The organism is Planktotalea sp. (assembly GCF_018607995.1).
Taxonomy (GTDB): domain Bacteria; phylum Pseudomonadota; class Alphaproteobacteria; order Rhodobacterales; family Rhodobacteraceae; genus Planktotalea.
The window spans coordinates 67,165-88,877 of sequence record NZ_JABBAL010000034.1 but is presented as its reverse complement, the minus strand read 5'-3'; the positions used below and the strand labels follow the sequence as shown (position 1 = coordinate 88,877).

Genomic DNA, 21,713 nt, shown 5'->3' with positions numbered 1-21,713 from the left:
TCATGGCCCGTCCTATCGCCAAAGATCACAGTGAGAAGCGCGCGCATATCCTGCGCGTCGCCGCGCGCGTGTTCGCCAATGGCGGTATTGCGCGCGCGTCTATGGCGCAAGTGGCGGAGGCCTGCGGTGTCTCCAAGGCGAACATTTATCACTATTATGACAGCAAAGACGCGTTGGTGTTTGATATCCTCGACAGCTATCTGCGCACTTTGCGGGATCGTTTGGCGCAGCTTGATGGGCAGGGTGAGAACCCAGCGTCGCAACTGTTGCGTTTTGTGAATGAAACCTTGTTGGCCTATGAGGGGATGGACGCAGAACATCAGATCCAGACAGACGGTATCGCCAGTCTGGGCCGTAAAGAGCAAGAGATCTTAAAGTCCTATCAACGCGATATGGTCGTGCAATTGGGGGACATTCTAAGGCTTTGCGCTCCCCCGCATTTGGTCGGCACCAAAGCCGAATTGAAAGCTACAACAATGTCTGTCTTTGGCATGCTGAACTGGTTTTACATGTGGAACCGCAACGCAACGCAGGTGGATCGCACGCGATACGCAGAGCATGTGGCCGCACTCGTGTTGGGGCGTACTTAGACTTAGGTCTGCTCAATCATGAAGACATCAAAGAACTTTGAGAGCTCTGCATGTGCCGTGATCGGCAAGATCGAGGCGATATGTTGATCTGGTCTGACGATCACAATGCACCCTGAGTGTCGATCAATACCACGAATATCATAGACGTCGTTGTCTTCTTGTGGCTGGAACACTTTTTCATAGTCACGCAAGCCATATTTGCCCTTTGCAGGCCACAGATATCCATGCAGATCGTGCATGGATAAATCGTGTTGCTGGAAGACGGCATAGGTGTCGATAACCGCATCTATATCCGCGCCTTTTGGCGTATATTTTTGCACTGGCGATGTGGGGTCTTTCGCCAGAAACTCGGCGAGTTGATGGGCGTTGGAAGATGTCTGTGTTGGATCTTGCGCCCCGCCGAACACGAAAATGCGCCAGCGTCCATCTGCTTTGACGAGATGGCCCAGATGCTGAATTCCGCCATCAGCGACGCGATTGGCCTCTGCGGAGTGGAAGCGTTGACCGATTTTGTAACCCGTTGCGAGATCTTGGTTTTCTTGGGCGGTGCAAATGTAGGAGGGGAAATACTCGATTGAGGTTCCACTGACAAACCCACTTTGGCGTTTCATGAAGGTTTCGATCTTGGCTGTATCGACTTCTGCCTTTGCAGATCCATCACCCGCGGTGGGCCGCGTCGCTACGATGCGTGACAGTTCCTTATCTGCGTTGATCAGTTGATTCGCGACTTTGCGTCGCTCTGTCGTGTAAGTCGCCAGCAACGCAGGTTTGCTTTTGCCTTGCAGAACGGCAGCCATTTTCCAGCCGAGGTTGAAGGTATCTGGTAGGGACGTGTTCAGACCCCACCCTCCTTTGGGACTGTGTGTATGGCAGGCATCACCGGCGACGAAAGCACGCGGGATGATGTCATCAGCGCTATTTGCTGCGCGGTTATCAAACCGATCCGCGAGACGTTGGCCCACAGAATAGATCGACCACCATGCCACTTCTTTCACGTCCAAAGTGTAGGGGTGAAAAATCTTTTGCGCTTTCGCGATGATATCGGTCTCGGTCAGTTTAATGTCTGTCGCGCGCTTGTTTTTGTCGATCAGGTCAAGCTCAACATAAAAGCGGATAAGATATCCGCCTTCACGCGGGATCGTCATGACCGCGCCATGGTCTTTGGACTGGATAAAACTTTTGACGCGGATGTCGGGGAAATCCGTGTTGAGCAGGATATCCATCACGCCCCAAGCTTTGTCGGCGCTGTCCCCCTCAAGTGCAATATCAAGACTTTTGCGCACGCGACTGCGTCCGCCATCAGCCCCAACAGCAAAGCGCGCTTTAACTGTTTCGATCTTGCCGTTGCCTGCATCATCAACCCGCTTGAACGTCGCTGTGATAGGATGCGCATCAAGGTCTTGCGTGAGGGTTTCATCAATCTCCAGATCAAGCAATTCGCGGCTGTAATGGGGGCGCAAGTTGGTCATCGTGTTCGCCATCCCGTCAAGCAGAAGCTCATGCAAACGCGCCTGATTGACGATGCCGTGCTTGAATTCCGACATGCCAAGACGCGCGTCGGCGATCTTGTATTTGCGTTTGATGTTGTTCGGATTGGCTGTGTCCGGCTCCCAGAACGTGTTCTGCATCAGCTTGTAGGTTTCTTTTTCAACCATTTCAGCACTGTTAAAGGCTTCCATGATTTCGATCGTACGACAGGAAATGCCATCTGCGCGACCGAAAAGCAAAGGGCCTTCGGCCATATCCACGATACAAGTTTTAACATCGCTGAACTCTGACATCTGACGCGCCATGGTCAGGCCTGCAGGACCAGTGCCAACGATCAGCACGTCCACCGTTGTGGGCAAATCTGCGATAGGTGGAATGGGATAGGCTTTGCGCGCCGAATCTGGAACCTGATAGTTACCCGGTTTGAACCCGTTGAGATGAAATTGCATTGTAAGCCTCTTTTTGAAAACTGTTCTGTTAGCCGATGTAGTTTGCAGCGAGTTTTGTTGCAGTCTTTATGAAACGCGTGTTGCGAGTGGTGCCACCGTCTTCACCCCTTCGCGTGATATTCCATCCAACATATGTCGTGGCCCGTAGTGCCATGAACAAATCAAAAGTGCCAAGATCAATAGGGCGGATCTGCGTATATCCGTTGATAAGCGCCTGCTTTAGGTCGGTAAAATCGGGCGCGCCTATGTGTTTTAGCAGCGCCGTCGCAAGTTCAAACATACGATAGCCAAACCCACCATCATCAAAGTCGATGAAGTGCTGCAGTCCCGTTTCATTAACCATAACATTCACCGCCACAAAATCCGCATGGATCAAGCCATGGTCTAGCTCGTTTGTACGCGTCGTCAGCTCTGCACGGGCTTTTTGACGAAAAACAGCGAGCAGCGCGCGGTCTTCTAATGACAGGCCAGGGTTTTCCCAAAATCTATCCCAAAGTGGTGCATCACCCAACAAACCCTCACTGTCCCAAGCGCAGCGGGTAAAGCCATCCGGTTGCTGCCAAGCATCGCAAATATCATGAAATCGTGCCATGTTTTGCCCAAGCATATGAAACAACGCCGCGCGTTTAGCGGGGTTGGATTGCTCTAGAACAACATCAAGCGTTTCGCCCGAAAGCCAGTCGAGTACATCAACTTGGACACCATCAATCACCTGCATGACGGCGCCTGAGGTTGAGCGGATCGGAGAGGGGACGCTTAACCCGCCAATGCGGATCGCGTTCATCCATTGGAGTTCTGATGCCAGCTCCGCATCGGTGCGATAATCTCGCCGATGCAAACGCAAAGCGTAATTTTTTGAGGGCGTCGTTACTTTATACACCGCGTTCTCACGTGCTGCGACAAGTGTGTAGCATGCGTCTGACAGACTCCAAAGTTGCAAGGCTTTGTCGACAGTCGCACTCATCGCGTTACCTCACTGAGGACGTCATCAAGCGTGTCGAACAATAGATCTGCATTCTCGATCGAGAAAGGCATAGGTGGGCGAATTTTGAGCGTGTTTTTGTGGCGGCCCAATTTGGAATGGATAATCCCACGCGAGCGCATCGCGTTGATGACGCGGTCGGTCATATTGCTGGCGGGGGTCTTGTTTGTGTGCTCCTTCACGAGTTCAGCCCCAAAGATCAGGCCCGAGCCGCGAACATCACCTATAATGTCATATTTTGCAGCCAGCGTAGTCATCCTTTTGCGGGCGTGATCGCCAACACGTTTGGCATTGGCTTGCAGGTCTTGTGCCTCTATCTCCTCAAGTACTGCCATGGCTGCCGCGCAAGAGACGGGATTGCCACCAAAAGTATTAAAATAGCGATACCCTTTACGGAAGGCCGCAACGATATCACGGTTCGCGACAACGCCGCCAACGGGATGGCCGTTGGCCATCGGTTTGCCCAGCACCATGATGTCTGGAACAACGCCCATTTTCTCATGCGCCCAAAGATGTGTGCCAGTCCGCCCAAAGCCCGATTGGACTTCGTCGCAGATCAACAATCCACCGGCTTTGCGAACAACGTCAGCGATAGGTTTCAGCCAGCCATCTGGAATGTCGGGGAAACCTTCGTTCAGGAAATAGGGGCACACGACAAGGGCGGCAAAGCCTGTGCCATCCTCAATAAGCCTTTCGATTTGTTCCGCGACGTGCGCTGCGAAAATCGCACCATCAGGGTTGGGATGGCGATAGCTGTCGGGGGCATCCACAAAGCGGAAATATTGCCCAAGGCCGAAGCCGACGGTTGGGATATTTGACTTTGACAATTGGCTGACCAGCGATGTGTTGCCGTGATACGTGGCATCCGTCGCAATGATGCCACGCTTGCCCGTTACTGCTTCGGCCATCCGCAGGGCAATGTCGTTAGCTTCCGATCCGGTACAGGTCAAAATCGCAGTGTCCAGCGATGGATCCATCGTTGCCGTCAGCCTTTCGATATAATCCAGAATGCCATCATGCAGATAGCGCGTATGCGTATTGAGCGTGCCCGCTTGGCGACAAATCGCTTCGACCACGCGTGGATTACAATGGCCCACATGCGGAACATTATTGTAGCAATCGAGATATTTGCGCCCCTCGGAATCCCACAACCACACACCTTCGCCGCGCACAAAATGTACGGGTTCCTCGTAAAACGTCGACACATTCGGTCCCATCAAACGAGCACGATCAGCAAGGAGCTGTTGAGTTGTGCGGGTCATAGTACACTCCAGAAATCATCGTGAGCGACGATCAATTACTTATTCCAGTGTTTGCGATTTAGCTTGGCTTTTCGTGGCCGCCGCAAAGCCCGCGTCGATGGCGTTCAACATGATGGTAACGTCGTCTTCAGTCAGCACGAGAGGGGGCGACAAGATCAGGTTCGGTCCGGAGACGCGCACCATCGCGCCATTATCGTAAGTGACGTCTTGGACGGTCTGTGCCGTATCCGCATCAATTGGCTTTTTGGTGGTGCGATCACTGACCATTTCCAGCGCGGTCATAAGACCGTGGCCGCCCCGCACATTCCCAATGATCTCATATTTCCCCATCAGCGCCTGTGCACCTTCAAACAGTTGCGTTCCGCGTGCAGCAGCATTTTCAATCACGTTCAGACGTTTGGTTTCTTTTAGACAGGCTAGAGCAGCAGCAGCCCCAACCGGGTGACCTGAGTAAGTGTAACCATGGCCGATCTTTGCGGCAGGGTTGTTTTCAAACACCTCCACAACGCGGTGACCAAGCATCAAGGCACCAAACGGAAAATATCCATTGGTAATCGCTTTGGCAGTGCACATCATGTCAGGCTGGATGCCCCAAAGGCGCGCACCAGACCATGCTCCCGTGCGCCCGTAGGCTGTAATGACTTCGTCAGTAATCAACAAAATGCCATTCCGGTTACAAATCTCCTGCACCATCGGTGCGAAGGATTTATGCGGTGGAATAACACCGCCCGCACCAAGAATAGGCTCCATGATCATCGCAGCAATCGTACCCGCCCCTTGGAATGCGATTTCATCTTCCAACGCTTGCACGCAAAGCTGCGCGAGCTTTTCGGGATCGGTCTCATTGAACGGATTACGGTACGTGTAAGGCGCGGGAATGTGGAAACAGCCGGGCAAAAGCGGCTCGTAGGCGGTGCGGAAGTTCGCGTTGCCATTTACGGATGCGCCACCGATATGCGTGCCATGATAACCTTTCTTGAGGCTCAGAAACTTCGTGCGACCCTCTTCGCCGCGCAATTTATGGTACTGACGGGCAAGGCGCAGGGCGCTCTCTACCGAATCCGATCCACCAGACGTGAAGAACGCGCGCGACATGCCATCGGGTTCAAAGAACTTGGACAATTCAAAAGACAGCTCAATCGCAACATCGTTGGATGTGCCGCGGAAGGTGGAATAATAAGGTAGCTTATCAAGCTGCGCCGCCATCGCGTCTTTGACAGGTTGGCATGAATACCCAAGGTTGACGTTCCACAGGCCACCAACGCCATCGACAACAGAATGCCCGTCGATATCAGTGATTGTCACACCGCCTGAGCCTGTGATGATTTTCGGAGGATTATCAATACTGTCTTTGGGCGACGTCATAGGGTGCCACATCAGGCGACCATTGTTTTCTTTAAGGAAGTTTGAATCTTTCATGATGTGGATTCCAATGCACGCGGCGAGGTGAATGTTTTGGCCCAAAGGCCTTCGATGTCAGAAGGGATGAAGCCACCCCAATTGCGAGTAATATCGCGACTTGCAATCATCAGATGTTCTTTGATTATGTGCTCCAGCGCGGGTGTGAACCGCGTCGCGACGCTGGCAACTGAAACCGCACCTGCAAATTGCCCTGTTTGGTCGAATAAGGGTGTGGAGAGACCTACAACCTCGGCCTCATAGGTGTGCCTTGCGCCCCCGAAGCCAGTTTGTTGGATCGCTTGGACTGTCTCTCTCAACATCTGCGGTGTTGTCGCTGTCTTTTGCGTAAAAGAGGTAAGGTCAGCGAGTCCAGCCTCCATCAGATATTTAGGACCAAAAGCGAGAGCGCACAGGCCGGACGCAGTGGCATGTAGCGGAAACACGTCAATGTCGACGATCGCACGTGTGCCATGACGGGGAGATTCGCAGGACGCCAGACCGTAGACCTTTGTTCCAGAAAGCACGGTAACATGCGCCGTCTCACCCGTGGCACCTGCGAGATCAAACAAGGGGCCTTCAGCGCTGGATTTACGCGGTACAGTCGCTTCGCGGATCTCGGCAAGCTGTAACACCGCAGGGCCAAGCCGATAGTGTTTGGTAGCTGAATTTTGCTCAATAAAGCCTGTGACTTCAAGCGCCTGAAGATGACGATAGGTCGTTGCCTTGTCTCGTTTTGCGATGCGGCACAACTGCGACAGGCCAATCTCTGGCTGGCTCGCCGAGAAGTGGCTGAGAAGATCCAGAGCTTTGATCACGGACGACATCTGAAACGACCTTACTGCAGTTTGGGTAGAAAAAGTTTGACACAGGTTGATTAACAAGGCAACCTTTTTGCACAACAATGGTTCAATATATGAACCAATATAGGGAGGCAGAAATGACTAAATTTACGAAATCAATGACAGCCATGGCGCTTGCGCTGGCGTCTGTTGCGGGACCTGCGTTCGCGGAATATCCAGAGAAGCCGGTGGAGTTTGTTGTGCCCTGGCCTCCAGGTGATCTGGAAGACGTTCTGACACGCATGATCGCGGAAGATTTTTCCGCTGAGTATGGCGTTCCAACAGCCGTCGTGAACAAGCCAGGCGGCGGCGGTGGCCCGTTCCCCGGAGCGATCGACGTCGCGAACGCACCTGCAGATGGCTACACTGTCGGGTCCTTCATCATCGCGATCCCTGTTGTGGGCCCATTCATTGGCATTCCAGAGCTGAACCCGAATCCTTTCGTTCCGCTTGGCAACTTTCTGACATACCCGTTTGTGATCGCCGCTGGAGCAGATGCGCCTTATGACGACATGACCGGTCTAACTGCTCATGCGCAAGACAATGAAGTGGTGCTCGGCCACTTTGGCGCGCCTTTGGTGCCCACGCAGGTAACATTTGGTTTGGCCAAGGAAATGGGCTTCTCCTTCGCGGCGGACGCAGCGTTTGATGCGCTAGATTGCAACACGCTCGCATCAGGTGATGTCGATGTGATCAACACAACACTTCAGCTGATCTTGCCTTGCCTCGATACGGTCAAGGTTTTGGCATCAATCGGATCCGAACGTATTACGTTGACACCTGACGCGCCTACAGTTTCCGAACTCGCGCCTGCTCTGGACGTGGCATTGTGGAACGGTTTGTTTGTGAACAAAGACACACCACAAGATGTACAGGACAAAATTATTGCCGTTGCTCAAAAGACCATGATGTCTGAGCGTGCGCAGAAATTGGCCGCTGAAACAGGTGCTGCTGTCTACTGGCAACCTGCTGGCGAAGTGGTTGAGCAGATCAAGAAAGACATGGAGACAATGGCCGGTATCGAAGTGATGCTTGCTGAGTAATCTCAATTTGGTCGGGCAGCGTGTGTGTTGCCCGATCATTCTTTTTGGAAGGTTGACCATGTCGCGCGTCAAAACGCTTCAATCCTTGTTCAAACGCTATCGCCGCCCCGGAGACATTGTGTTTGCCTGGATTGTTCTTATCTTCTCGGTCTTCCTTTTGTCGCAAATATTTGATCAAACCGCCTATCAATCACGTGGCAAGCTTGTCGCACAACCACGCTTTTGGCCCGCTATTTCGCTAGGTACAATGTCGGTTTTTGCAGTTTTTCACCTTCTGGGCTCTGCTTTTTCCGAACGAATAGAAGGACGCTGGCGCGAGGTTTGGCATTGGATCAAATCCGTCGAATACGCAGGCTGGTTTATAGCCTATGCCGCATCGGTTCCCTACGCAGGCTACCTGCCCACAACGATCATTTTTGCGATTTTGCTGACCCTGCGATCAGGATACCGCAACGCTAAAATGATCAGTGCTGCTATCGTTTCCTCGTTTATCGTTGTTGTGGTGTTCAAGACCTTGCTGAAGGTTAATCTTCCCGCAGGTCGGATCTATGAGGTGCTGCCAGACGGCCTGCGCCAAATCATGCTGACCTATTTCTGATCGGATCCTAAGCAATGGAAAACATACTTCTTGGCCTAGAGATGCTGGCCCGCTGGGATGTGATCCTCGCACTCTTTATCGGGTCCATCGGTGGTGTCATCATAGGTGCGATCCCGGGTGTTGGCCCTGCGGTCGCCATTGCGATCTTGCTGCCTGCAACCTTCTCTCTTGATCCGATTGTTGGCCTGACGATGCTGCTCGGAATTTATGGATCGTCGATGTATGGTGGCGCGATTCCGGCGATCTTGATCAACACGCCGGGCACTGCGGTGAATGCACTAACGTCTTATGACGGCTATCCCATGACTGAGAAGGGTGAGGGGCATCGTGCTCTGTCACTGGCCTATTCCGCGTCCTTCTGGGGTGGCATTTTTGGTATCCTTTGCCTGATCCTGCTGTCTCCTGTATTGGCTTTAGTCGCCCCGATGTTTGGCAGCCGCGAAATTTTTCTTGCGGCATTGCTGGGCATCATTCTTGTGATCCTTGCCCATCGCGGCCAAATTTTTGCAACGGGAATGTTGGCAATGTTTGGTATTTTCTTGCAAACCATCGGGCTGGACTCAGTGACCTACACGCAGCGCTATACGTTCGATTATTCCTTTCTCAGTTCTGGCGTGAACCTGATCGTTGTCGTGCTGGGATTGTTCGCTCTGTCTCAGGCGTTTTTGTTGCTCGGCAATCCAGATAGCAGCCCTGATGCCAAGCCTGTAAAAGGGCGCATGTTTGTTGGTATACGCGAATTGATGAAGCACAAACGTGTCGCAACGGTCGCCTCCAGCTTTGGTGTGATCCTTGGGATGATCCCCGGAACAGGCGAATTCACCGCCCAATTCATGAGCTACACATATGCACAAAAAACTTCCAAATCTCCCGAGACATTTGGCAAAGGCGCTCCCGAGGGATTGATCGCATCTGAAGCAGCAAACAATGCGGTGCCTGCCGCGGCTATGATTCCTTTGCTTGCCCTTGGCATTCCGGGGGAAGCCCTAACAGCAATGATGTTGTCAGTATTTTATGTGCACAATGTCATTCCAGGGCCGCAACTTTTCCAGAATAATATCGATCTGGTGTATGGCCTATATTTCGCACTGATCGCGTTGAATGTCATTGTTATGGTGTTCTTGCTGTTCTCAACCAACCTGCTGACGAAAGTCATGCGTGTGCCGACCCGTTTTCTTGGCATAATAATTTTGATCCTATCCTTTGTTGGGGTCTATAGCCTGCGCAATTCGCTGACAGATTGCATGATTGCGGCAACCTTCGGTGTCTTGGGCCTTGTTTTAAAACGCTTGAATCTGCCGATCGTGCCCATCATTCTAGGCATGGTTCTGGGTGGCATTATGGAGGTAAAACTCCGCTCTGCGATGCCCCGCCTCAAATCACCGCTCGATATGATTGATCGACCCATTACGTTTATTCTGTTCGTAATCATCTTGCTAGTTTTGGCCTTGCATTTGCGAACTCTGTTCAAAGAATACCGCGCACATCAGCCGCAAGAAAATCACGACTTTCATGATAGCCAACAACGGTAGGACCTATGGACCAGCAACAGATCGACACTTTTCGAGCACAGCCCGTTTCGGCATTTTCGCACTTGATTGATGGCAAACATGTCCCCGCGTCTGATGGTGGAACGATGGATATCATCTCGCCCATCGACGGGCAGGTTTTGACAACCACCGCCAAAGGCACCGCCGCTGATATGGAGGCCGCGATTGCCTCTGCGCGTGCCGCGTTCGAGGATGGGCGTTGGGCTGGACAACCTCCTGCGGCGCGCAAAAAGGTGCTACTGAAATGGGCCGACTTAATCGATGCCAATGCGTTGGAACTCGCAGTCCTCGGCGTGCGCGACAATGGCACAGAGATCGGCATGGCCATTAAGGCAGAGCCAGGCTCAGCCGCAGGCACAATCCGTTATTACGCAGAAGCGCTCGACAAGATTTATGGAGAGATTGCACCGACCTCATCTGATATCCTTGGTATGATCCACAAGGAACCTGTTGGTGTCGTTGGCGCAATCATCCCGTGGAATTTCCCGATGATGATTGGTGCTTGGAAACTTGGCCCAGCCTTGGCGATGGGTAATTCAGTGGTGTTGAAACCCTCCGAGACGGCGTCACTTTCCCTGATGCGCATGTGCGAACTTGCGCTTGAGGCAGGTTTGCCGTCCGGCGTTTTGAACGCTGTGACAGGGGAAGGCAAAGTCGTTGGCGAAGCGATGGGGCTTTCGATGGATATCGATGTGTTAGTTTTTACAGGCTCTGGTGACACGGGTCGACGCTTGATGGAATACGCGGCGCGCTCCAACATGAAACGCGTCTATTTGGAGCTAGGGGGCAAATCGCCCAACATTGTCTTCGCTGACGCCCCCAATCTTGACGAGGCAGCTCAGGTCGTAGCTGGCGGAATTTTTCGCAATTCAGGCCAAGTCTGTGTCGCAGGCTCGCGGCTATTGGTGGAGGCGTCGATCCACGATGATTTTGTCGCTGCTGTTGCTAAAGCCACGACCCAGATGCGCGTTGGAGATCCCCTTAGCATGGAGACCCATATAGGCGCGGTAAACTCAGAGGTGCAATTGAAAGCGAATCTCAGGTTCGTCAAAACGGCGACCTCTGAGGGCGGCAAAATCGCTTTAGGTGGCACACAGATTTTGCAAGAAACTGGCGGCTATTACATGGAGCCAACGATCGTGACAGGCGTGACCCGTGATGCAACATTGACCCAAAAAGAGGTCTTCGGTCCTGTCCTTGGCGTCACCCCGTTTGAGACCGAAGCGGAGGCCATCGCGCTCGCCAACGCCACTGTCTACGGGTTGGCGGGTGCGGCGTGGACGTCGAACCTTGGCCGCGCCCACCGCATGATCCGTGGCGTGCGCACGGGTGTTATGCATATCAACACATATGGCGGCGCAGACGGCACCGTGCCCTTGGGGGGTGTCGGTCAATCTGGCAACGGATCAGACAAGTCACTGCACGCGATAGAGAAATATGTCATCCTCAAAACTGCGTGGATCAAGCTATGAGCGATAAAAACATTCTGGTGATTGGCACCTACGACACCAAAGACGACGAACTCGGCTTCCTTGCGAATGTGATCCGCGAGCAAGGCGGGAAAGTCGTGACAATGGATGTCTCCGTTTTGGGCGATCCCTCAAAGCCGTGCGATTTTGCCAAGCATGATGTCGCGAGCGAGGGTGGCAGTTCAATCCAAGCCGCAATTGACAGCGGTGATGAAAACAAAGCCATGCAAATCATGGCGAAAGGCGCGAGCCTGCTTGCCGCGCGTTTGCACCGCGAGGGCAGGTTCGACGGTATGATCGTGCTCGGCGGAACGATGGGAACGGACCTCGCACTTGATGTCGCCTCTGCCCTGCCTTTGGGCGTGCCGAAATATATCGTCTCCACTGTTTCATTTTCGCCGCTTATCCCTGCGCAGCGCTTGGCGGCAGACACACAGATGATCCTCTGGGCAGGGGGGCTTTATGGTTTAAACTCAGTTTGCAAAGCATCGTTGTCCCAAGCAGCAGGCGCGGTCTTGGGCGCAGCGCGTGCCGTGCAATTGCCAGACCCGAAGAAGCCTTTGATCGGGATGATGTCACTGGGCACATCCGCATTGAAATATGTGATCCCATTGAAACCTGCATTGGAAGAGCGCGGCTTTGAAGTCGCCGTCTTTCACGCAACAGGCATGGGCGGGCGCGCCTTTGAGAGCCTTGCAGCGCAGGGTGCTTTCGCCTGCGTTTTCGATTTTTGCACTCAAGAGGTGGGCAATCACGTGAACGGGTCAAATATTTCTGCGGGCGCTGATCGATTGACCAACGCGGGTGCCAACGGGACACCGCAAATCGTGGCACCGGGCTGCTATGATCTGGTGGATGTCGTAGGCTGGCAGCCTATCGCAGACAAATGGGATAAACATCTCAAACATGCGCACAATCGCTTGCTAACCTCTATCGTGCTGGCAGCTGCGGAAACCAAGCTTGTTGCACAGGCCCATGTGGACAGGCTCGCGCAGGCCACAGGCCCTGTGAAGATGATCTTACCCACCCATGGGCTTGGTGAATGGGATCGAGAAGGTGCGGATCTACATAACCCAGACGGTCTTGCCGCGTTCTTGGCAGAGCTAGAGGTGAGTTTGCCCGATAATATCCAAGCGCACCGCCTCGCCTGCCACATCAACGACGCTGAATTTGCAGACAAAGCGCTTGAGATATTTGATGGCTGGTGTGCGGATGGTACGGTCGTGAGTTAGATTTTATAAATTTTACATAAGACTGATTATCAGATTTTTGGCTCTCATCAAATCTGCGCTGCACACTAAATCACGACCAGTGTGAATCATGTCGACGAAGCGGCCCCGCACCGAGCGTCCACTCCATCACCTGTCCCGAGACATCGATCGGGGCTTTCACACGAAATGCGGGACCCCATCCTGTTGCCTCACACTTCGAATCAAAATCTTCAGATGATTGAACAATCGCGCCCTCTGACACGCGCGCGCATCGATGCTGCGCCAAAAGATGCGCTGTGGCCGCCAATGACAAACGTGCCGATGTGATCTGACCGGTCGCGCGCTTTGACAAAGCTTCCAAAACGCAGGCAGCAACCAGATATCCCGTCGCGTGATCCAACGCCTGAACAGGTAAAGGCACGGGGCGCGCTTCACCAGATTCCTGCATCCCGAGCGCCGCAATGCCACAACTCATCTGCACCAAACTGTCAAAACCACGCCGCGCAACCCAAGGACCGCTCCAGCCATAGGCGTTCAGCGACACATCAATCATATGTGGGTTCAACGACCGACGCATATCCCGACCCAGCCCCAGATTTTCGAACGCATCCGCACGGTACCCGTGCACGAAAACATCCGCCTCTTTCATCAGGTCTTTCAAGCGTTGCACGTCCGTGTCCACGCGCAGATCAAGACCCGCACAGCGTTTGCCAAGCGTGACTTCCATTTCGACACTCGGCTCGGTCCAGAATGGCGGATCAATGCGCAAGATCTCTGCACCAAAGCCCGCCAAAAACCGTGTTGCCACTGGCCCTGCAAGGACGCGGGTGAGATCAAGGACTTTTAAACCAGCGAGACTAATCTTTTCAGGAAGCGAACGAGATGTGCACGATCCATGGGTCTCCCAATACACCAGAGGATTAGACGCGACCGCCCTGCCCTGCGGATGCTGCGCCCACTCCTCTGTGGTGCGCATAAACGACGCGCACCCACCAGCAGTAACAATCGCAGTTTCCAGCTCAATCCCTCTCCACGCTAAAACCGCCTCTCTCACAGCATCGCGGTCAACAGCGACGTTCAAAACATGCAAAGCAGCATCACGGTGATGGCGCGCGTTCGTGTGCAGCCGAATCCATCCGTCGGCACATTGATAATCACCCGCGACCTCATCCCAAAGCGAGGGCAGCTCCCATCCGTCAGGGCGCAACGTCATACCAAACCAGAGCGACGCAAGACGGCGATCCACGGTGACCGTATCGCTCGCCACACCACAATATCGCGCCAAAGCAGTCCCTGCTAAACCGATAGAGGCTTCTGCCATATCAGAGGTGCAATAGAACGAAGATAGATGCCCCCGCCCCGTCACCTGATATGGCGCGATCTGTTCGCCAAACACGGCACCGTTCAAGTCTTGCCAAAACGGGTTCTGCTCACTCATGCGGAAAAGCTTTCGCGGCGATGCCTGCCGCCTCTAACGCGGCTTTCACTGCACGTGCGATCTCAACCGCTTCGGGGGTGTCTCCATGCATGCAAATCGTATCGATCCGCGTTGGAATACGCTTGCCACTTTCCGCAATCATCGCACCCGCTTGCACCATCTCAACCATGCGCATAGCCGCAAGATCCGCATCATGAATAACAGCCCCCGGCAAAGCGCGATCCACCAAAGTAGCATCATCATTATAGGCGCGATCCGCAAAAATCTCGGCCGCATAGGCACAGCCAAGTGCTTCAACCGCCTTTTGCTGCTGCGTGCCAGCCAAGACCATGATGATGATCTCTGAATCAACTTCCAAAGCCGCGCGATAACAGGCTTCTGCCATTTCGTAGTTCTCGGAACACATATTCGCCAAAGCCCCATGTAGCTTCAAATGACGCACGTGCCCGCCTGCGACCTTGGCCATAGCTTGCGCCGCGCCCAATTGATAGCGCACCGCATTTGCCAATTGCGGCAAAGGCAAATGCATACGGTAACGCCCAAACCCTCTCAAGTCTGGAAAGCCAGGATGCGCGCCAATACCGACGCCCATTTCGACGGCCAATTTCATCGTCTGCGCCATCACATCAGGGTCCCCCGCATGAAAGCCACAGGCAATATTAGCAGAGGTCACGATATCCAAAAGTGCGCTATCGTTGCCAAGTGTCCAAGCCCCGAAGCTCTCGCCCATATCTGCATTCAAATCGACAGTCTGTGTCATTCATTTTCTCCTGATATTGCGCCGCTGATCAACTGATAGGACAACAGGTCATTTATGTCTGCTGGGTTGCGTAAAATTGGCGTACAGGCTTTCACTAATGCTGCACGCGCTTTGCGATCCGCGCGTTCGAACGCGATACCCTCTTCGCGGCTCACGAATGAGAACCGCAAAGTCTCGCCCACATCCGCCTGCGCCACCCTCGGTAAATCACACGGCAAGATCGCAGCAATCCTAGGGTAGCCCCCTGTCGTTTGACTATCCGCCAAAAGCGCAAACGGCGCCCCCTGCCCCGGAACTTGAATATCACCGGGAATCACAGTTTCAGACGGTATAGATTGACCGCCCTTAAGCGCAAAACTCACATCCGTCTCCAGCGCGATTCCTTGCCGATTGCCACGCGCCCCACGTGTGAAAGCCGTTCTCTCAAACGCCTCGCGCTGATCCTTTGAAAAGAGCAAGGTATGGGCTGTTGGCACCATGCGAATGGCACCACTCTTGGCATTCATCTGCGGCAGCTTAAGCCCAACACGATCTGGCGTAGCATCTGCCCCACAGGCGAGCGTTTGTCCGGCCTCGATCACTTGCCCCAGCCCCGCCCCACGATGCGTACTCGCAGAGCCCAAGAAGCGCGGTGTTTCAAGTCCGCCGCCAACTCCAAGATATCCATAGGTTCCGGCGCGCGCTGCACCAATGTCAAGAACCTGCCCGACCTCAACGCGGTGCACTGCATGATCCAGCAACGCTTCGCCATCCAACCGCAGATCCATATTCGCCCCCGCGAAAGCGATGCGCGTAGCTGAGAGAGCTTCGAATCGTCCTCCAAGACCCGCCAGCTCCAGAACGGCGGAGCCCTCTTGCCCGAGCAAAGCCCAAACCTGTGCCAAAGCCAATGTGTCTGCCGCCCCGCCCCGCGACAAACCGCTCGCCAACGTTCCGCGCCAGCCCGCGTCTTGAACAGTCACCGCAGGGCCGCAGTGTTCGACATAAAACGAGGAGGTCATGTCAAAGTCTCCAATCGCGCCCCGCCAAAAGTATCCCGGCGTAGATCCTCAATCTCTCCTGCGCTCGCTTGCGCGAACCGGACCACATCCCCAGCTTCAAACGCAAACGGCGTTGTGCGGTTCTTGTCAAAACATCGAAATGCAGTTTGGCCAATATGGCGCCAACCTGTCGGTGCCTCGAAACTAAAAATAATAAGCTGACGCACGGCGACAACCAGAGCACCGGCAGGTACTTTCGGCGCGACTCCGCCCATGCGCGGAATGTTCCAATGTGGCTCTAAACTGCCTAAATACGGCTGCCCCGGCGCAAACCCAAGTGTAAGAACACGTAGCCGTGAATCAGTAATTTGCGCAATCGTACTGGCTTCGCTTACACCAGCCAATCCCGCCGCTTCGCTAAGCTGTGGGCCATCAAAGCTACACGGAATGGTCCATCGCCTGCCTGGCTTAAAAGGCAGGCCAAGCCAGTCCTTGGCCCGCATCTCCGCCTCAATGAGTTGCACGGTGGCATCAAGATCGCCTGCAAGATCAAGTCGCAAAAAAACAGCGCTCAGAGACGGTGCGCTTTCAAGAATGCTTTGCAGTCTGAGCGAGTCAATATGTTGATGAAACGAGAAGGCCGCAACATTCGCCTGCTCTGTCACATCCGCCCCGAAACGTACAAGTACGCCATCCACACCGACAAACCTCAGTTCGGGGAAACGCTCTTGGGTGTGCACTATCATTTTTGCATCTTTTCAATCAATCTCTTCCACTGCATCACGCGATCTGAACAAGCAAACGTCACCATAGCGAAGTTGATTCGGTGAAAAAGCATTAAGCTGTCAGGTTTCACTCTAAAATTCTTAACGGGCAGCGTTTCTATATTTTTGTTTAATTTTAATTGGCTCTATGTCTAGTCCATAAGGACACCCCAAACTCATCAAAGCGCTACCCATTCTTAGACATAGTATCTCTTGCCTTAAACATGGTTTTCGCTCCTTACCCTGTCATAATAAAACGTCTAAGGGATCAGAATCGGTCCTAAGCCTGCGATGGGGGGCATGTAGGTCGGTTCTGCGATGAACTTGCTAAAGCATCGTATCGAAGAAACGTATGGCGCACTTGTGTTCGGCATCCTGAATGGCGATGTTGCTTGATGTGACGCAGATTAATGATCCTGCAGGCAGTGATTGGTTGTCTGATGAAGCGTTTGAAGCATTGAAAGGCAATATTGCGCGCCTTGGTCAAACCCAGCCCATTCGTGTGAGTCCCGTCGATTCTGATTGGCGGCCCAATGAAGGAAGTCCACTTCAAACAGATAGTGCGGTTGTCGTGCAACCTGGATGCCGTCGAATTGAGGTCTACTGTCTACTGGGTCTTCCTGTTTTAGCGATCCTTTCAACGGATTAAGGCGATGCCGCGCTCGCAAATTTGGAAGAGCGCTTTCACGAAAACATGATGCGAAAAGACCTGAACGGGATTGAAGAATTACTATCCATCGGATCGTTCACCGAAAGCCTATCAGACCTGAGCCAAGAAGAAATCGCAGCACGGCTGTCAGTGCTACAAGGTGACGTGTCTTTGGGCCTTGCCTGCGTGTCACTGCGCGAAAAAATCATGGATGAGGTTGATGTTGAAACCGCCCCAAAGCGAGAGTATCATATCATTGTTCCAAAGTTAAAGCGTGGGCCAAAACCAAATAAGAAAAACCTACCTAGGCCACTGACAATAAAATCTAAACGCGCAGTATACCCTTGGATATAATTGCAGGTAAAGCCGGCGTCAGGATAAACGCGAAGGGTAAAGGTCTGTCGAAACTTGAGCTGCAAAAAATTGCCGAGGACGTTTCAACCTACCTCGCATCGCGCGTGTAAGAGAACCGATGATTACCCATTTTAATTCCCTCCTAAGCGGGCAGGACGTGTCTAAGCTTACATTGGAAAACGATGACCTCACAGTTGGGATTTTGACCTATGGGGCGAGTGTTCAAAGCCTAATTTTCAGGGGTCAACCCGTCGTCTTGAGCAGTGACAATATTACCGATTACTTAGACCGTTACATCTACTGCGGGGCCATTGTTGGACGTGTTGCCAATCGGATTGCTCACGCGCGTGCGACGGTTAATGGTAATGAACATTCGTTCGACGAAAACGAAACCACTGGCAATTGCCTCCATGGCGGGGACGAGGGATCTAGCCAGCAGGTTTGGAGCGTGCTGGAACATGGGCCGCAACATGCGGTTCTGACGCTTGAGATGGTAGATGGACACATGGGCTTTCCTGGTCATTTGAAGGTGCAGGTGCGCTATCAGCTTTTTGAGTCAACACTGTGTGTGGAAATTACGGCAACGACAGATCGCGAGACCCTGTGCACATTCGCGCCGCACATCTATTGGAACCTTTCAAGGCAGGACACAATTAACGCGCATGTGATGCAGATTAATGCGGAGCACTATCTTCCAACTAATGAAAATAACGTGCCTACGGGTCAGATTGCACCCATGTCTGGCACGCGGTTTGATTTCAGAGAGACCCGAGCTTTGGGAGCGACGGCCCTGGATCATAATTTTTGTGTTTCGCATGAGCGCGAAACGTTGCGGCCTGTGCTACGCTTAGTTTCTGAACACAGTGGAATTTCATTGGAGGTTGCGAGTACGGAAAGTGGCGTGCAGGTCTACGATGGGCGCCACATAGATCGATCCGGTCTCGCGATTGAACCGCAGGTTTGGCCGGATGCTATCAATCACATAGGCTTTCCCAATATGGTTTTGAAGCCAGAAGATACTTACAAAGCTGTGACTGAATTCAAACTGTCACAACGCGCGCGTACCTAGCCGCACAGCGCGGTTCGGGTTCTGCTTCAGGATATATTCCCCCATGGAGCGCGGCAAATCTTTGTGACCCTTATCGACGGGTTTCTTGAATGCTTCCCGCTGATAACGCGGCGAAATTTTGCGGGTGCGCAAGAGCTTGTAATACTCTTCGCTGGTCAAGGGCCCATCCAGTGCGCCGCGGATAATGAGCGACAGAATCCCCATCTCATTAAGTGATGATCCAAGGCGATGCCTTAGGAAAGGTGCGCGCAAATGTTCCGCATTTTTGCCCGTAAAGCGCGGCGTGTTGGGTGTCCAAAAATTCATAAAGATCATAGAGGATTGAGACTTTATTCGCTTGGTGTCGCGTCGCTCGATATGCTTGATGTTTTAAAGAGCATTAAGGCGGTGGGCGCCTCGCATGCTGAATTTGTGGTGCGCTAAACACGTTAGACTAGATCAATCTTCGATACGAATTTTTCGGCGCTTCTCGAGATTAATCTGTTTTTGACGCTCACGAAATCTATCTTTGTCCTGCTCGGACGTTTCACTGAAGCATTGCTGACAAGACACGCCAAGCTCAAAATTTCCGTGTTTCACATCTTCCGGCATGATCGGACGTCGACATCCATAACAAAGTTGATGCGGCCCGATTTCCAAACCATGGCCAACGGAGACACGTCGATCAAAAACAAAACAATCGCCGTTCCACAAAGATTTTTCTTCAGGCATCTCTTCCAAGTACTTTAAAATCCCACCTTTTAGGTGAAACACCTCTTCAACCCCTTGGCTTCGCAGATAACTCGTAGATTTTTCGCAACGGATGCCCCCCGTGCAGAACATCGCAACCTTCTGGTTTGCAAAGCGCTGCTTATTGTCTTCCCACCAAGCTGGAAATTCACGAAAATTCTTTGTTTTGGGATCGATTGCACCATCAAAAGTACCAATCGACACCTCATAGTCGTTTCGGGTATCAATCACGACGACATCTTCAGCACTTATGAAATCGTTCCAATCTTCTGGTTCAATATACTGGCCGACCGCGCCCCTTGGATCAACGTCGGGCTGACCCATCGTTACAATCTCGCGCTTCAACCTGACTTTGAGACGCGCAAAAGGTTGCTCTGGACTGGTGCTCAATTTCCAAACCAAATCTGCAAATCCCGGGATGCTACTCAGAAAACCCAAAATGGAATCTATATTTGCTGCTGCACCAGAAATTGTTCCATTGATGCCCTCATTGGCGATCAATAAAGTGCCTTTGATTTCCAGTTCTTCGCAATGCATTTTTACCGTGCTTTGCATTTGAACGGGATCAGCGACTGGCGCGAAGTGATAGAGAGCGGCGATTGTAAACATGCGCGGGTCAGTAGCGGATTTTGACCCTTCAATGCAAGTGACCTATTACAAGTCAACTACCGCGAAGGAGAAAATTATGCCCAAAAATGACGCGCTGCTCGTCATCGACGTTCAAAACGACTTTTGCGAAGGCGGAGCATTAGCTGTGCCGCGGGGATCAGAGGTTATCGCACCGATAAATGAAATGCTGAAACATTCTCATATTAACGTATTCTCGCAGGATTGGCACCCAAGTGATCATAGTTCTTTCGCGGATGTTCATCCTAATAAAAACCCATTTGAAGTAATTTCCATGGCTTACGGTTCGCAAGTTCTGTGGCCGCGCCACTGTGTACAGGGCAGTGAAGGCGCAGAATTTCATAAGACTCTAAATGTGAACACTGCTCAGCTTGTCGTGCGCAAAGGATTTCGCGCAGAAATCGATAGTTACTCCACATTCTTTGAGAACGATCATACAACGGTAACAGGCCTTCACGGATACCTCACATCCAGAAGTGTCAGATCGGTAACGCTTGTTGGCTTGGCGTTGGACTTTTGCGTTTATTATTCAGCTATGGATGCGCGAAAACTCGGGTATGACGTTACAGTTGAAAGCCATGCGTGCCGCGCCATCGATCTTGATGGAAGTTTGGATACCGCTCTAACACAGATGAAAAATGCAGGGGTCGCCCTGAAATAGCGGCCCCATTGCCCGATTCGTTAATATTCTTGCATCACAGAGGAGGGTGAGCAGAGACCCGAGTAATAGGGGATTCCCCAGCCTAGCAAACACTAGGCCACCATTTTGAGTCGCGATGACGTCATTGTCGAGGGGTTCCAAAGATATGTGCGTCGACGGATTGCACATTTTGGAAAACGGCAGATCTTAACGGTTGTCGGTTCCTGTTTCGTAGCGCTTCTAACGACACCATTTTTTAGCTTGCTTGCTTTTGCCATCGCGCTCTGTGGCGAGTTATTGGATTGCTATAATCTCAAGTGGCAATTTTTAGCGCTTGATCAGGGCAAAAAATATAAGACTGTGAACATCGCGGCTATGACGACCGCTGCTTTTCAAGACTTATGAACTTCGATTTGCATCCTGTTGGCCGATCTTCTGCCACAGGGCGGAGCAGGTGTAAATTTCGCGCTCGTTTTTTTGATGTTTGCGGCGCTCAATGCTGGCTTGATTTGGCTCTATCACAAGTCTAGTTCTTTGATCCGGTTTGCCCCTTTATTCGCTTACATTTTAGGTCATAATTATCGATCAGTTGGGGCGATCAAACGCGCAGCTGAAACCCTTTACGGCCGACGCTCTAACGATGCTGATGATGACCTATATCGTCTATGTAATTTTGCAATATGTCGTGTTGAGTGATGCGAAACACCAAAAGAACAACCGACAAATTTTGGTGAAATCGCAAGCATTAGAAGCATCCGACAAACTGAAAAAGAATCGGAAGTGCAAGCGAGAAAGCTGTCACTCGCGGCACGAAAATTCTA

21 protein-coding genes and 1 pseudogene are annotated in these 21,713 nt (G+C 52.4%); 11 read left to right on the top strand and 11 right to left on the bottom strand.

Annotated features, from left to right (window positions below):
* Positions 1–2: 2 nt before the first annotated feature.
* Complete coding sequence (locus QZ280_RS14710) at positions 3–590, top strand: TetR family transcriptional regulator (RefSeq protein WP_293445541.1); 588 nt, start codon at positions 3–5, stop codon at positions 588–590.
* A 2-nt stretch (positions 591–592) separates the two neighbouring features.
* Here QZ280_RS14710 and QZ280_RS14705 read toward each other — a convergent pair whose 3' ends face one another.
* Genes QZ280_RS14705 through QZ280_RS14685 form a run of 5 tightly spaced genes read right to left on the bottom strand, consistent with a single transcriptional unit; the run spans position 593 to position 6,996 of the window.
* Complete coding sequence (locus QZ280_RS14705) at positions 593–2,527, bottom strand: FAD-dependent monooxygenase (RefSeq protein ID WP_293445539.1); 1,935 nt, start codon at positions 2,525–2,527, stop codon at positions 593–595.
* A gap of 28 nt (positions 2,528–2,555) precedes the next feature.
* Positions 2,556–3,491 (bottom strand): phosphotransferase, encoded by a 936-nt coding sequence (locus tag QZ280_RS14700; protein WP_293445537.1) that lies wholly within the window; start codon positions 3,489–3,491, stop codon positions 2,556–2,558.
* Positions 3,488–4,771: an aminotransferase class III-fold pyridoxal phosphate-dependent enzyme gene (locus QZ280_RS14695; RefSeq protein WP_293445535.1), complete on the bottom strand. Its 1,284-nt coding sequence runs from the start codon at positions 4,769–4,771 to the stop codon at positions 3,488–3,490. The genes QZ280_RS14700 and QZ280_RS14695 overlap by 4 nt, the downstream gene beginning before the upstream one ends.
* A 39-nt stretch (positions 4,772–4,810) precedes the next feature.
* Positions 4,811–6,190: an aspartate aminotransferase family protein gene (locus tag QZ280_RS14690; protein WP_293445533.1), complete on the bottom strand. Its 1,380-nt coding sequence runs from the start codon at positions 6,188–6,190 to the stop codon at positions 4,811–4,813.
* On the bottom strand, positions 6,187–6,996 hold the full coding sequence (locus QZ280_RS14685) for an IclR family transcriptional regulator (protein WP_293445531.1): 810 nt from the start codon (positions 6,994–6,996) through the stop codon (positions 6,187–6,189). Before QZ280_RS14685 ends, QZ280_RS14690 begins: the two co-directional genes overlap by 4 nt.
* Before the next feature lie 113 nt (positions 6,997–7,109).
* Between QZ280_RS14685 and QZ280_RS14680 the strand changes: the two genes are divergently transcribed.
* From QZ280_RS14680 to QZ280_RS14660, 5 genes are read left to right on the top strand one after another with little or no spacing between them, the layout of a single operon-like run.
* Positions 7,110–8,054 carry a tripartite tricarboxylate transporter substrate-binding protein gene (locus tag QZ280_RS14680; RefSeq protein ID WP_293445529.1) on the top strand — a complete coding sequence of 315 codons (945 nt, stop codon included), beginning with the start codon at positions 7,110–7,112 and terminating at the stop codon, positions 8,052–8,054.
* Between the two features lie 58 nt (positions 8,055–8,112).
* Positions 8,113–8,652 (top strand): tripartite tricarboxylate transporter TctB family protein, encoded by a 540-nt coding sequence (locus tag QZ280_RS14675; protein ID WP_293445527.1) that lies wholly within the window; start codon positions 8,113–8,115, stop codon positions 8,650–8,652.
* Positions 8,653–8,666: 14 nt separating this feature from the next.
* Entirely contained in the window at positions 8,667–10,184 is a 1,518-nt protein-coding gene (locus QZ280_RS14670; RefSeq protein WP_293445525.1) for a tripartite tricarboxylate transporter permease, read from the top strand.
* A 5-nt stretch (positions 10,185–10,189) separates the two neighbouring features.
* A complete protein-coding gene (locus tag QZ280_RS14665; protein ID WP_293445523.1) occupies positions 10,190–11,674 on the top strand; it encodes an aldehyde dehydrogenase family protein in 1,485 nt (494 codons plus the stop codon).
* Positions 11,671–12,903, top strand: a complete 1,233-nt coding sequence (locus QZ280_RS14660; protein ID WP_293445521.1) for a Tm-1-like ATP-binding domain-containing protein — start codon at positions 11,671–11,673, stop codon at positions 12,901–12,903. Before QZ280_RS14665 ends, QZ280_RS14660 begins: the two co-directional genes overlap by 4 nt.
* Before the next feature lie 70 nt (positions 12,904–12,973).
* On the opposite strand, the gene QZ280_RS14655 is transcribed toward QZ280_RS14660, so the two are convergent.
* Genes QZ280_RS14655 through QZ280_RS14640 form a run of 4 tightly spaced genes read right to left on the bottom strand, consistent with a single transcriptional unit; the run spans position 12,974 to position 16,806 of the window.
* Entirely contained in the window at positions 12,974–14,320 is a 1,347-nt protein-coding gene (locus tag QZ280_RS14655) for a CoA transferase (protein WP_293445519.1), read from the bottom strand.
* Entirely contained in the window at positions 14,313–15,080 is a 768-nt protein-coding gene (locus QZ280_RS14650) for a 5-oxoprolinase subunit PxpA (RefSeq protein WP_293445517.1), read from the bottom strand. The genes QZ280_RS14655 and QZ280_RS14650 overlap by 8 nt, the downstream gene beginning before the upstream one ends.
* A complete protein-coding gene (locus tag QZ280_RS14645; RefSeq protein ID WP_293445515.1) occupies positions 15,077–16,081 on the bottom strand; it encodes a biotin-dependent carboxyltransferase family protein in 1,005 nt (334 codons plus the stop codon). The genes QZ280_RS14650 and QZ280_RS14645 overlap by 4 nt, the downstream gene beginning before the upstream one ends.
* A complete protein-coding gene (locus QZ280_RS14640; RefSeq protein ID WP_293445513.1) occupies positions 16,078–16,806 on the bottom strand; it encodes a carboxyltransferase domain-containing protein in 729 nt (242 codons plus the stop codon). Before QZ280_RS14640 ends, QZ280_RS14645 begins: the two co-directional genes overlap by 4 nt.
* Before the next feature lie 397 nt (positions 16,807–17,203).
* Here QZ280_RS14640 and QZ280_RS14635 point away from each other — a divergent pair, with 397 nt between their 5' ends.
* The 3 genes from QZ280_RS14635 to QZ280_RS14625 all read left to right on the top strand — a co-directional run bounded on the left by QZ280_RS14635 (position 17,204) and on the right by QZ280_RS14625 (position 18,896).
* Positions 17,204–17,473: a hypothetical protein gene (locus tag QZ280_RS14635; RefSeq protein ID WP_293445511.1), complete on the top strand. Its 270-nt coding sequence runs from the start codon at positions 17,204–17,206 to the stop codon at positions 17,471–17,473.
* 45 nt (positions 17,474–17,518) lie between these two features.
* Positions 17,519–17,827, top strand: a complete 309-nt coding sequence (locus QZ280_RS14630) for a hypothetical protein (protein WP_293445509.1) — start codon at positions 17,519–17,521, stop codon at positions 17,825–17,827.
* A gap of 118 nt (positions 17,828–17,945) precedes the next feature.
* Positions 17,946–18,896, top strand: coding sequence for an aldose epimerase family protein (locus tag QZ280_RS14625; protein ID WP_293445507.1), 951 nt, complete (start codon positions 17,946–17,948; stop codon positions 18,894–18,896).
* On the opposite strand, the gene QZ280_RS14620 is transcribed toward QZ280_RS14625, so the two are convergent.
* Positions 18,876–19,202, bottom strand: coding sequence for a hypothetical protein (locus QZ280_RS14620; protein WP_293445605.1), 327 nt, complete (start codon positions 19,200–19,202; stop codon positions 18,876–18,878). The genes QZ280_RS14625 and QZ280_RS14620 overlap by 21 nt on opposite strands.
* A gap of 21 nt (positions 19,203–19,223) precedes the next feature.
* Between QZ280_RS14620 and QZ280_RS14615 the strand changes: the two are divergent.
* Positions 19,224–19,319 (top strand): annotated as a pseudogene (locus QZ280_RS14615) (flagellar biosynthesis protein FlgI); the annotation flags it as partial.
* 15 nt (positions 19,320–19,334) lie between these two features.
* Here QZ280_RS14615 and QZ280_RS14610 read toward each other — a convergent pair.
* Positions 19,335–20,234, bottom strand: a complete 900-nt coding sequence (locus QZ280_RS14610; RefSeq protein WP_293445506.1) for a rhodanese-related sulfurtransferase — start codon at positions 20,232–20,234, stop codon at positions 19,335–19,337.
* 76 nt (positions 20,235–20,310) lie between these two features.
* Here QZ280_RS14610 and pncA point away from each other — a divergent pair, with 76 nt between their 5' ends.
* Positions 20,311–20,913, top strand: a complete 603-nt coding sequence (gene pncA / locus QZ280_RS14605; protein WP_293445504.1) for a bifunctional nicotinamidase/pyrazinamidase — start codon at positions 20,311–20,313, stop codon at positions 20,911–20,913.
* Positions 20,914–21,713 lie beyond the last annotated feature (800 nt).

Excerpts from the sequence above, each read along its gene's own strand:
- QZ280_RS14710 (WP_293445541.1), top strand. The coding sequence starts at position 3 with ATGGCCCGTCCTATCGCCAAAGATCACAGTGAGAAGCGCGCGCATATC.
- QZ280_RS14705 (WP_293445539.1), bottom strand. The coding sequence starts at position 2,527 with ATGCAATTTCATCTCAACGGGTTCAAACCGGGTAACTATCAGGTTCCA.
- QZ280_RS14700 (WP_293445537.1), bottom strand. The coding sequence starts at position 3,491 with ATGAGTGCGACTGTCGACAAAGCCTTGCAACTTTGGAGTCTGTCAGAC.
- QZ280_RS14695 (WP_293445535.1), bottom strand. The coding sequence starts at position 4,771 with ATGACCCGCACAACTCAACAGCTCCTTGCTGATCGTGCTCGTTTGATG.
- QZ280_RS14690 (WP_293445533.1), bottom strand. The coding sequence starts at position 6,190 with ATGAAAGATTCAAACTTCCTTAAAGAAAACAATGGTCGCCTGATGTGG.
- QZ280_RS14685 (WP_293445531.1), bottom strand. The coding sequence starts at position 6,996 with ATGTCGTCCGTGATCAAAGCTCTGGATCTTCTCAGCCACTTCTCGGCG.
- QZ280_RS14680 (WP_293445529.1), top strand. The coding sequence starts at position 7,110 with ATGACTAAATTTACGAAATCAATGACAGCCATGGCGCTTGCGCTGGCG.
- QZ280_RS14675 (WP_293445527.1), top strand. The coding sequence starts at position 8,113 with ATGTCGCGCGTCAAAACGCTTCAATCCTTGTTCAAACGCTATCGCCGC.
- QZ280_RS14670 (WP_293445525.1), top strand. The coding sequence starts at position 8,667 with ATGGAAAACATACTTCTTGGCCTAGAGATGCTGGCCCGCTGGGATGTG.
- QZ280_RS14665 (WP_293445523.1), top strand. The coding sequence starts at position 10,190 with ATGGACCAGCAACAGATCGACACTTTTCGAGCACAGCCCGTTTCGGCA.
- QZ280_RS14660 (WP_293445521.1), top strand. The coding sequence starts at position 11,671 with ATGAGCGATAAAAACATTCTGGTGATTGGCACCTACGACACCAAAGAC.
- QZ280_RS14655 (WP_293445519.1), bottom strand. The coding sequence starts at position 14,320 with ATGAGTGAGCAGAACCCGTTTTGGCAAGACTTGAACGGTGCCGTGTTT.
- QZ280_RS14650 (WP_293445517.1), bottom strand. The coding sequence starts at position 15,080 with ATGACACAGACTGTCGATTTGAATGCAGATATGGGCGAGAGCTTCGGG.
- QZ280_RS14645 (WP_293445515.1), bottom strand. The coding sequence starts at position 16,081 with ATGACCTCCTCGTTTTATGTCGAACACTGCGGCCCTGCGGTGACTGTT.
- QZ280_RS14640 (WP_293445513.1), bottom strand. The coding sequence starts at position 16,806 with ATGATAGTGCACACCCAAGAGCGTTTCCCCGAACTGAGGTTTGTCGGT.
- QZ280_RS14635 (WP_293445511.1), top strand. The coding sequence starts at position 17,204 with ATGGCGATGTTGCTTGATGTGACGCAGATTAATGATCCTGCAGGCAGT.
- QZ280_RS14630 (WP_293445509.1), top strand. The coding sequence starts at position 17,519 with ATGATGCGAAAAGACCTGAACGGGATTGAAGAATTACTATCCATCGGA.
- QZ280_RS14625 (WP_293445507.1), top strand. The coding sequence starts at position 17,946 with ATGATTACCCATTTTAATTCCCTCCTAAGCGGGCAGGACGTGTCTAAG.
- QZ280_RS14620 (WP_293445605.1), bottom strand. The coding sequence starts at position 19,202 with ATGAATTTTTGGACACCCAACACGCCGCGCTTTACGGGCAAAAATGCG.
- QZ280_RS14610 (WP_293445506.1), bottom strand. The coding sequence starts at position 20,234 with ATGTTTACAATCGCCGCTCTCTATCACTTCGCGCCAGTCGCTGATCCC.
- pncA (WP_293445504.1), top strand. The coding sequence starts at position 20,311 with ATGCCCAAAAATGACGCGCTGCTCGTCATCGACGTTCAAAACGACTTT.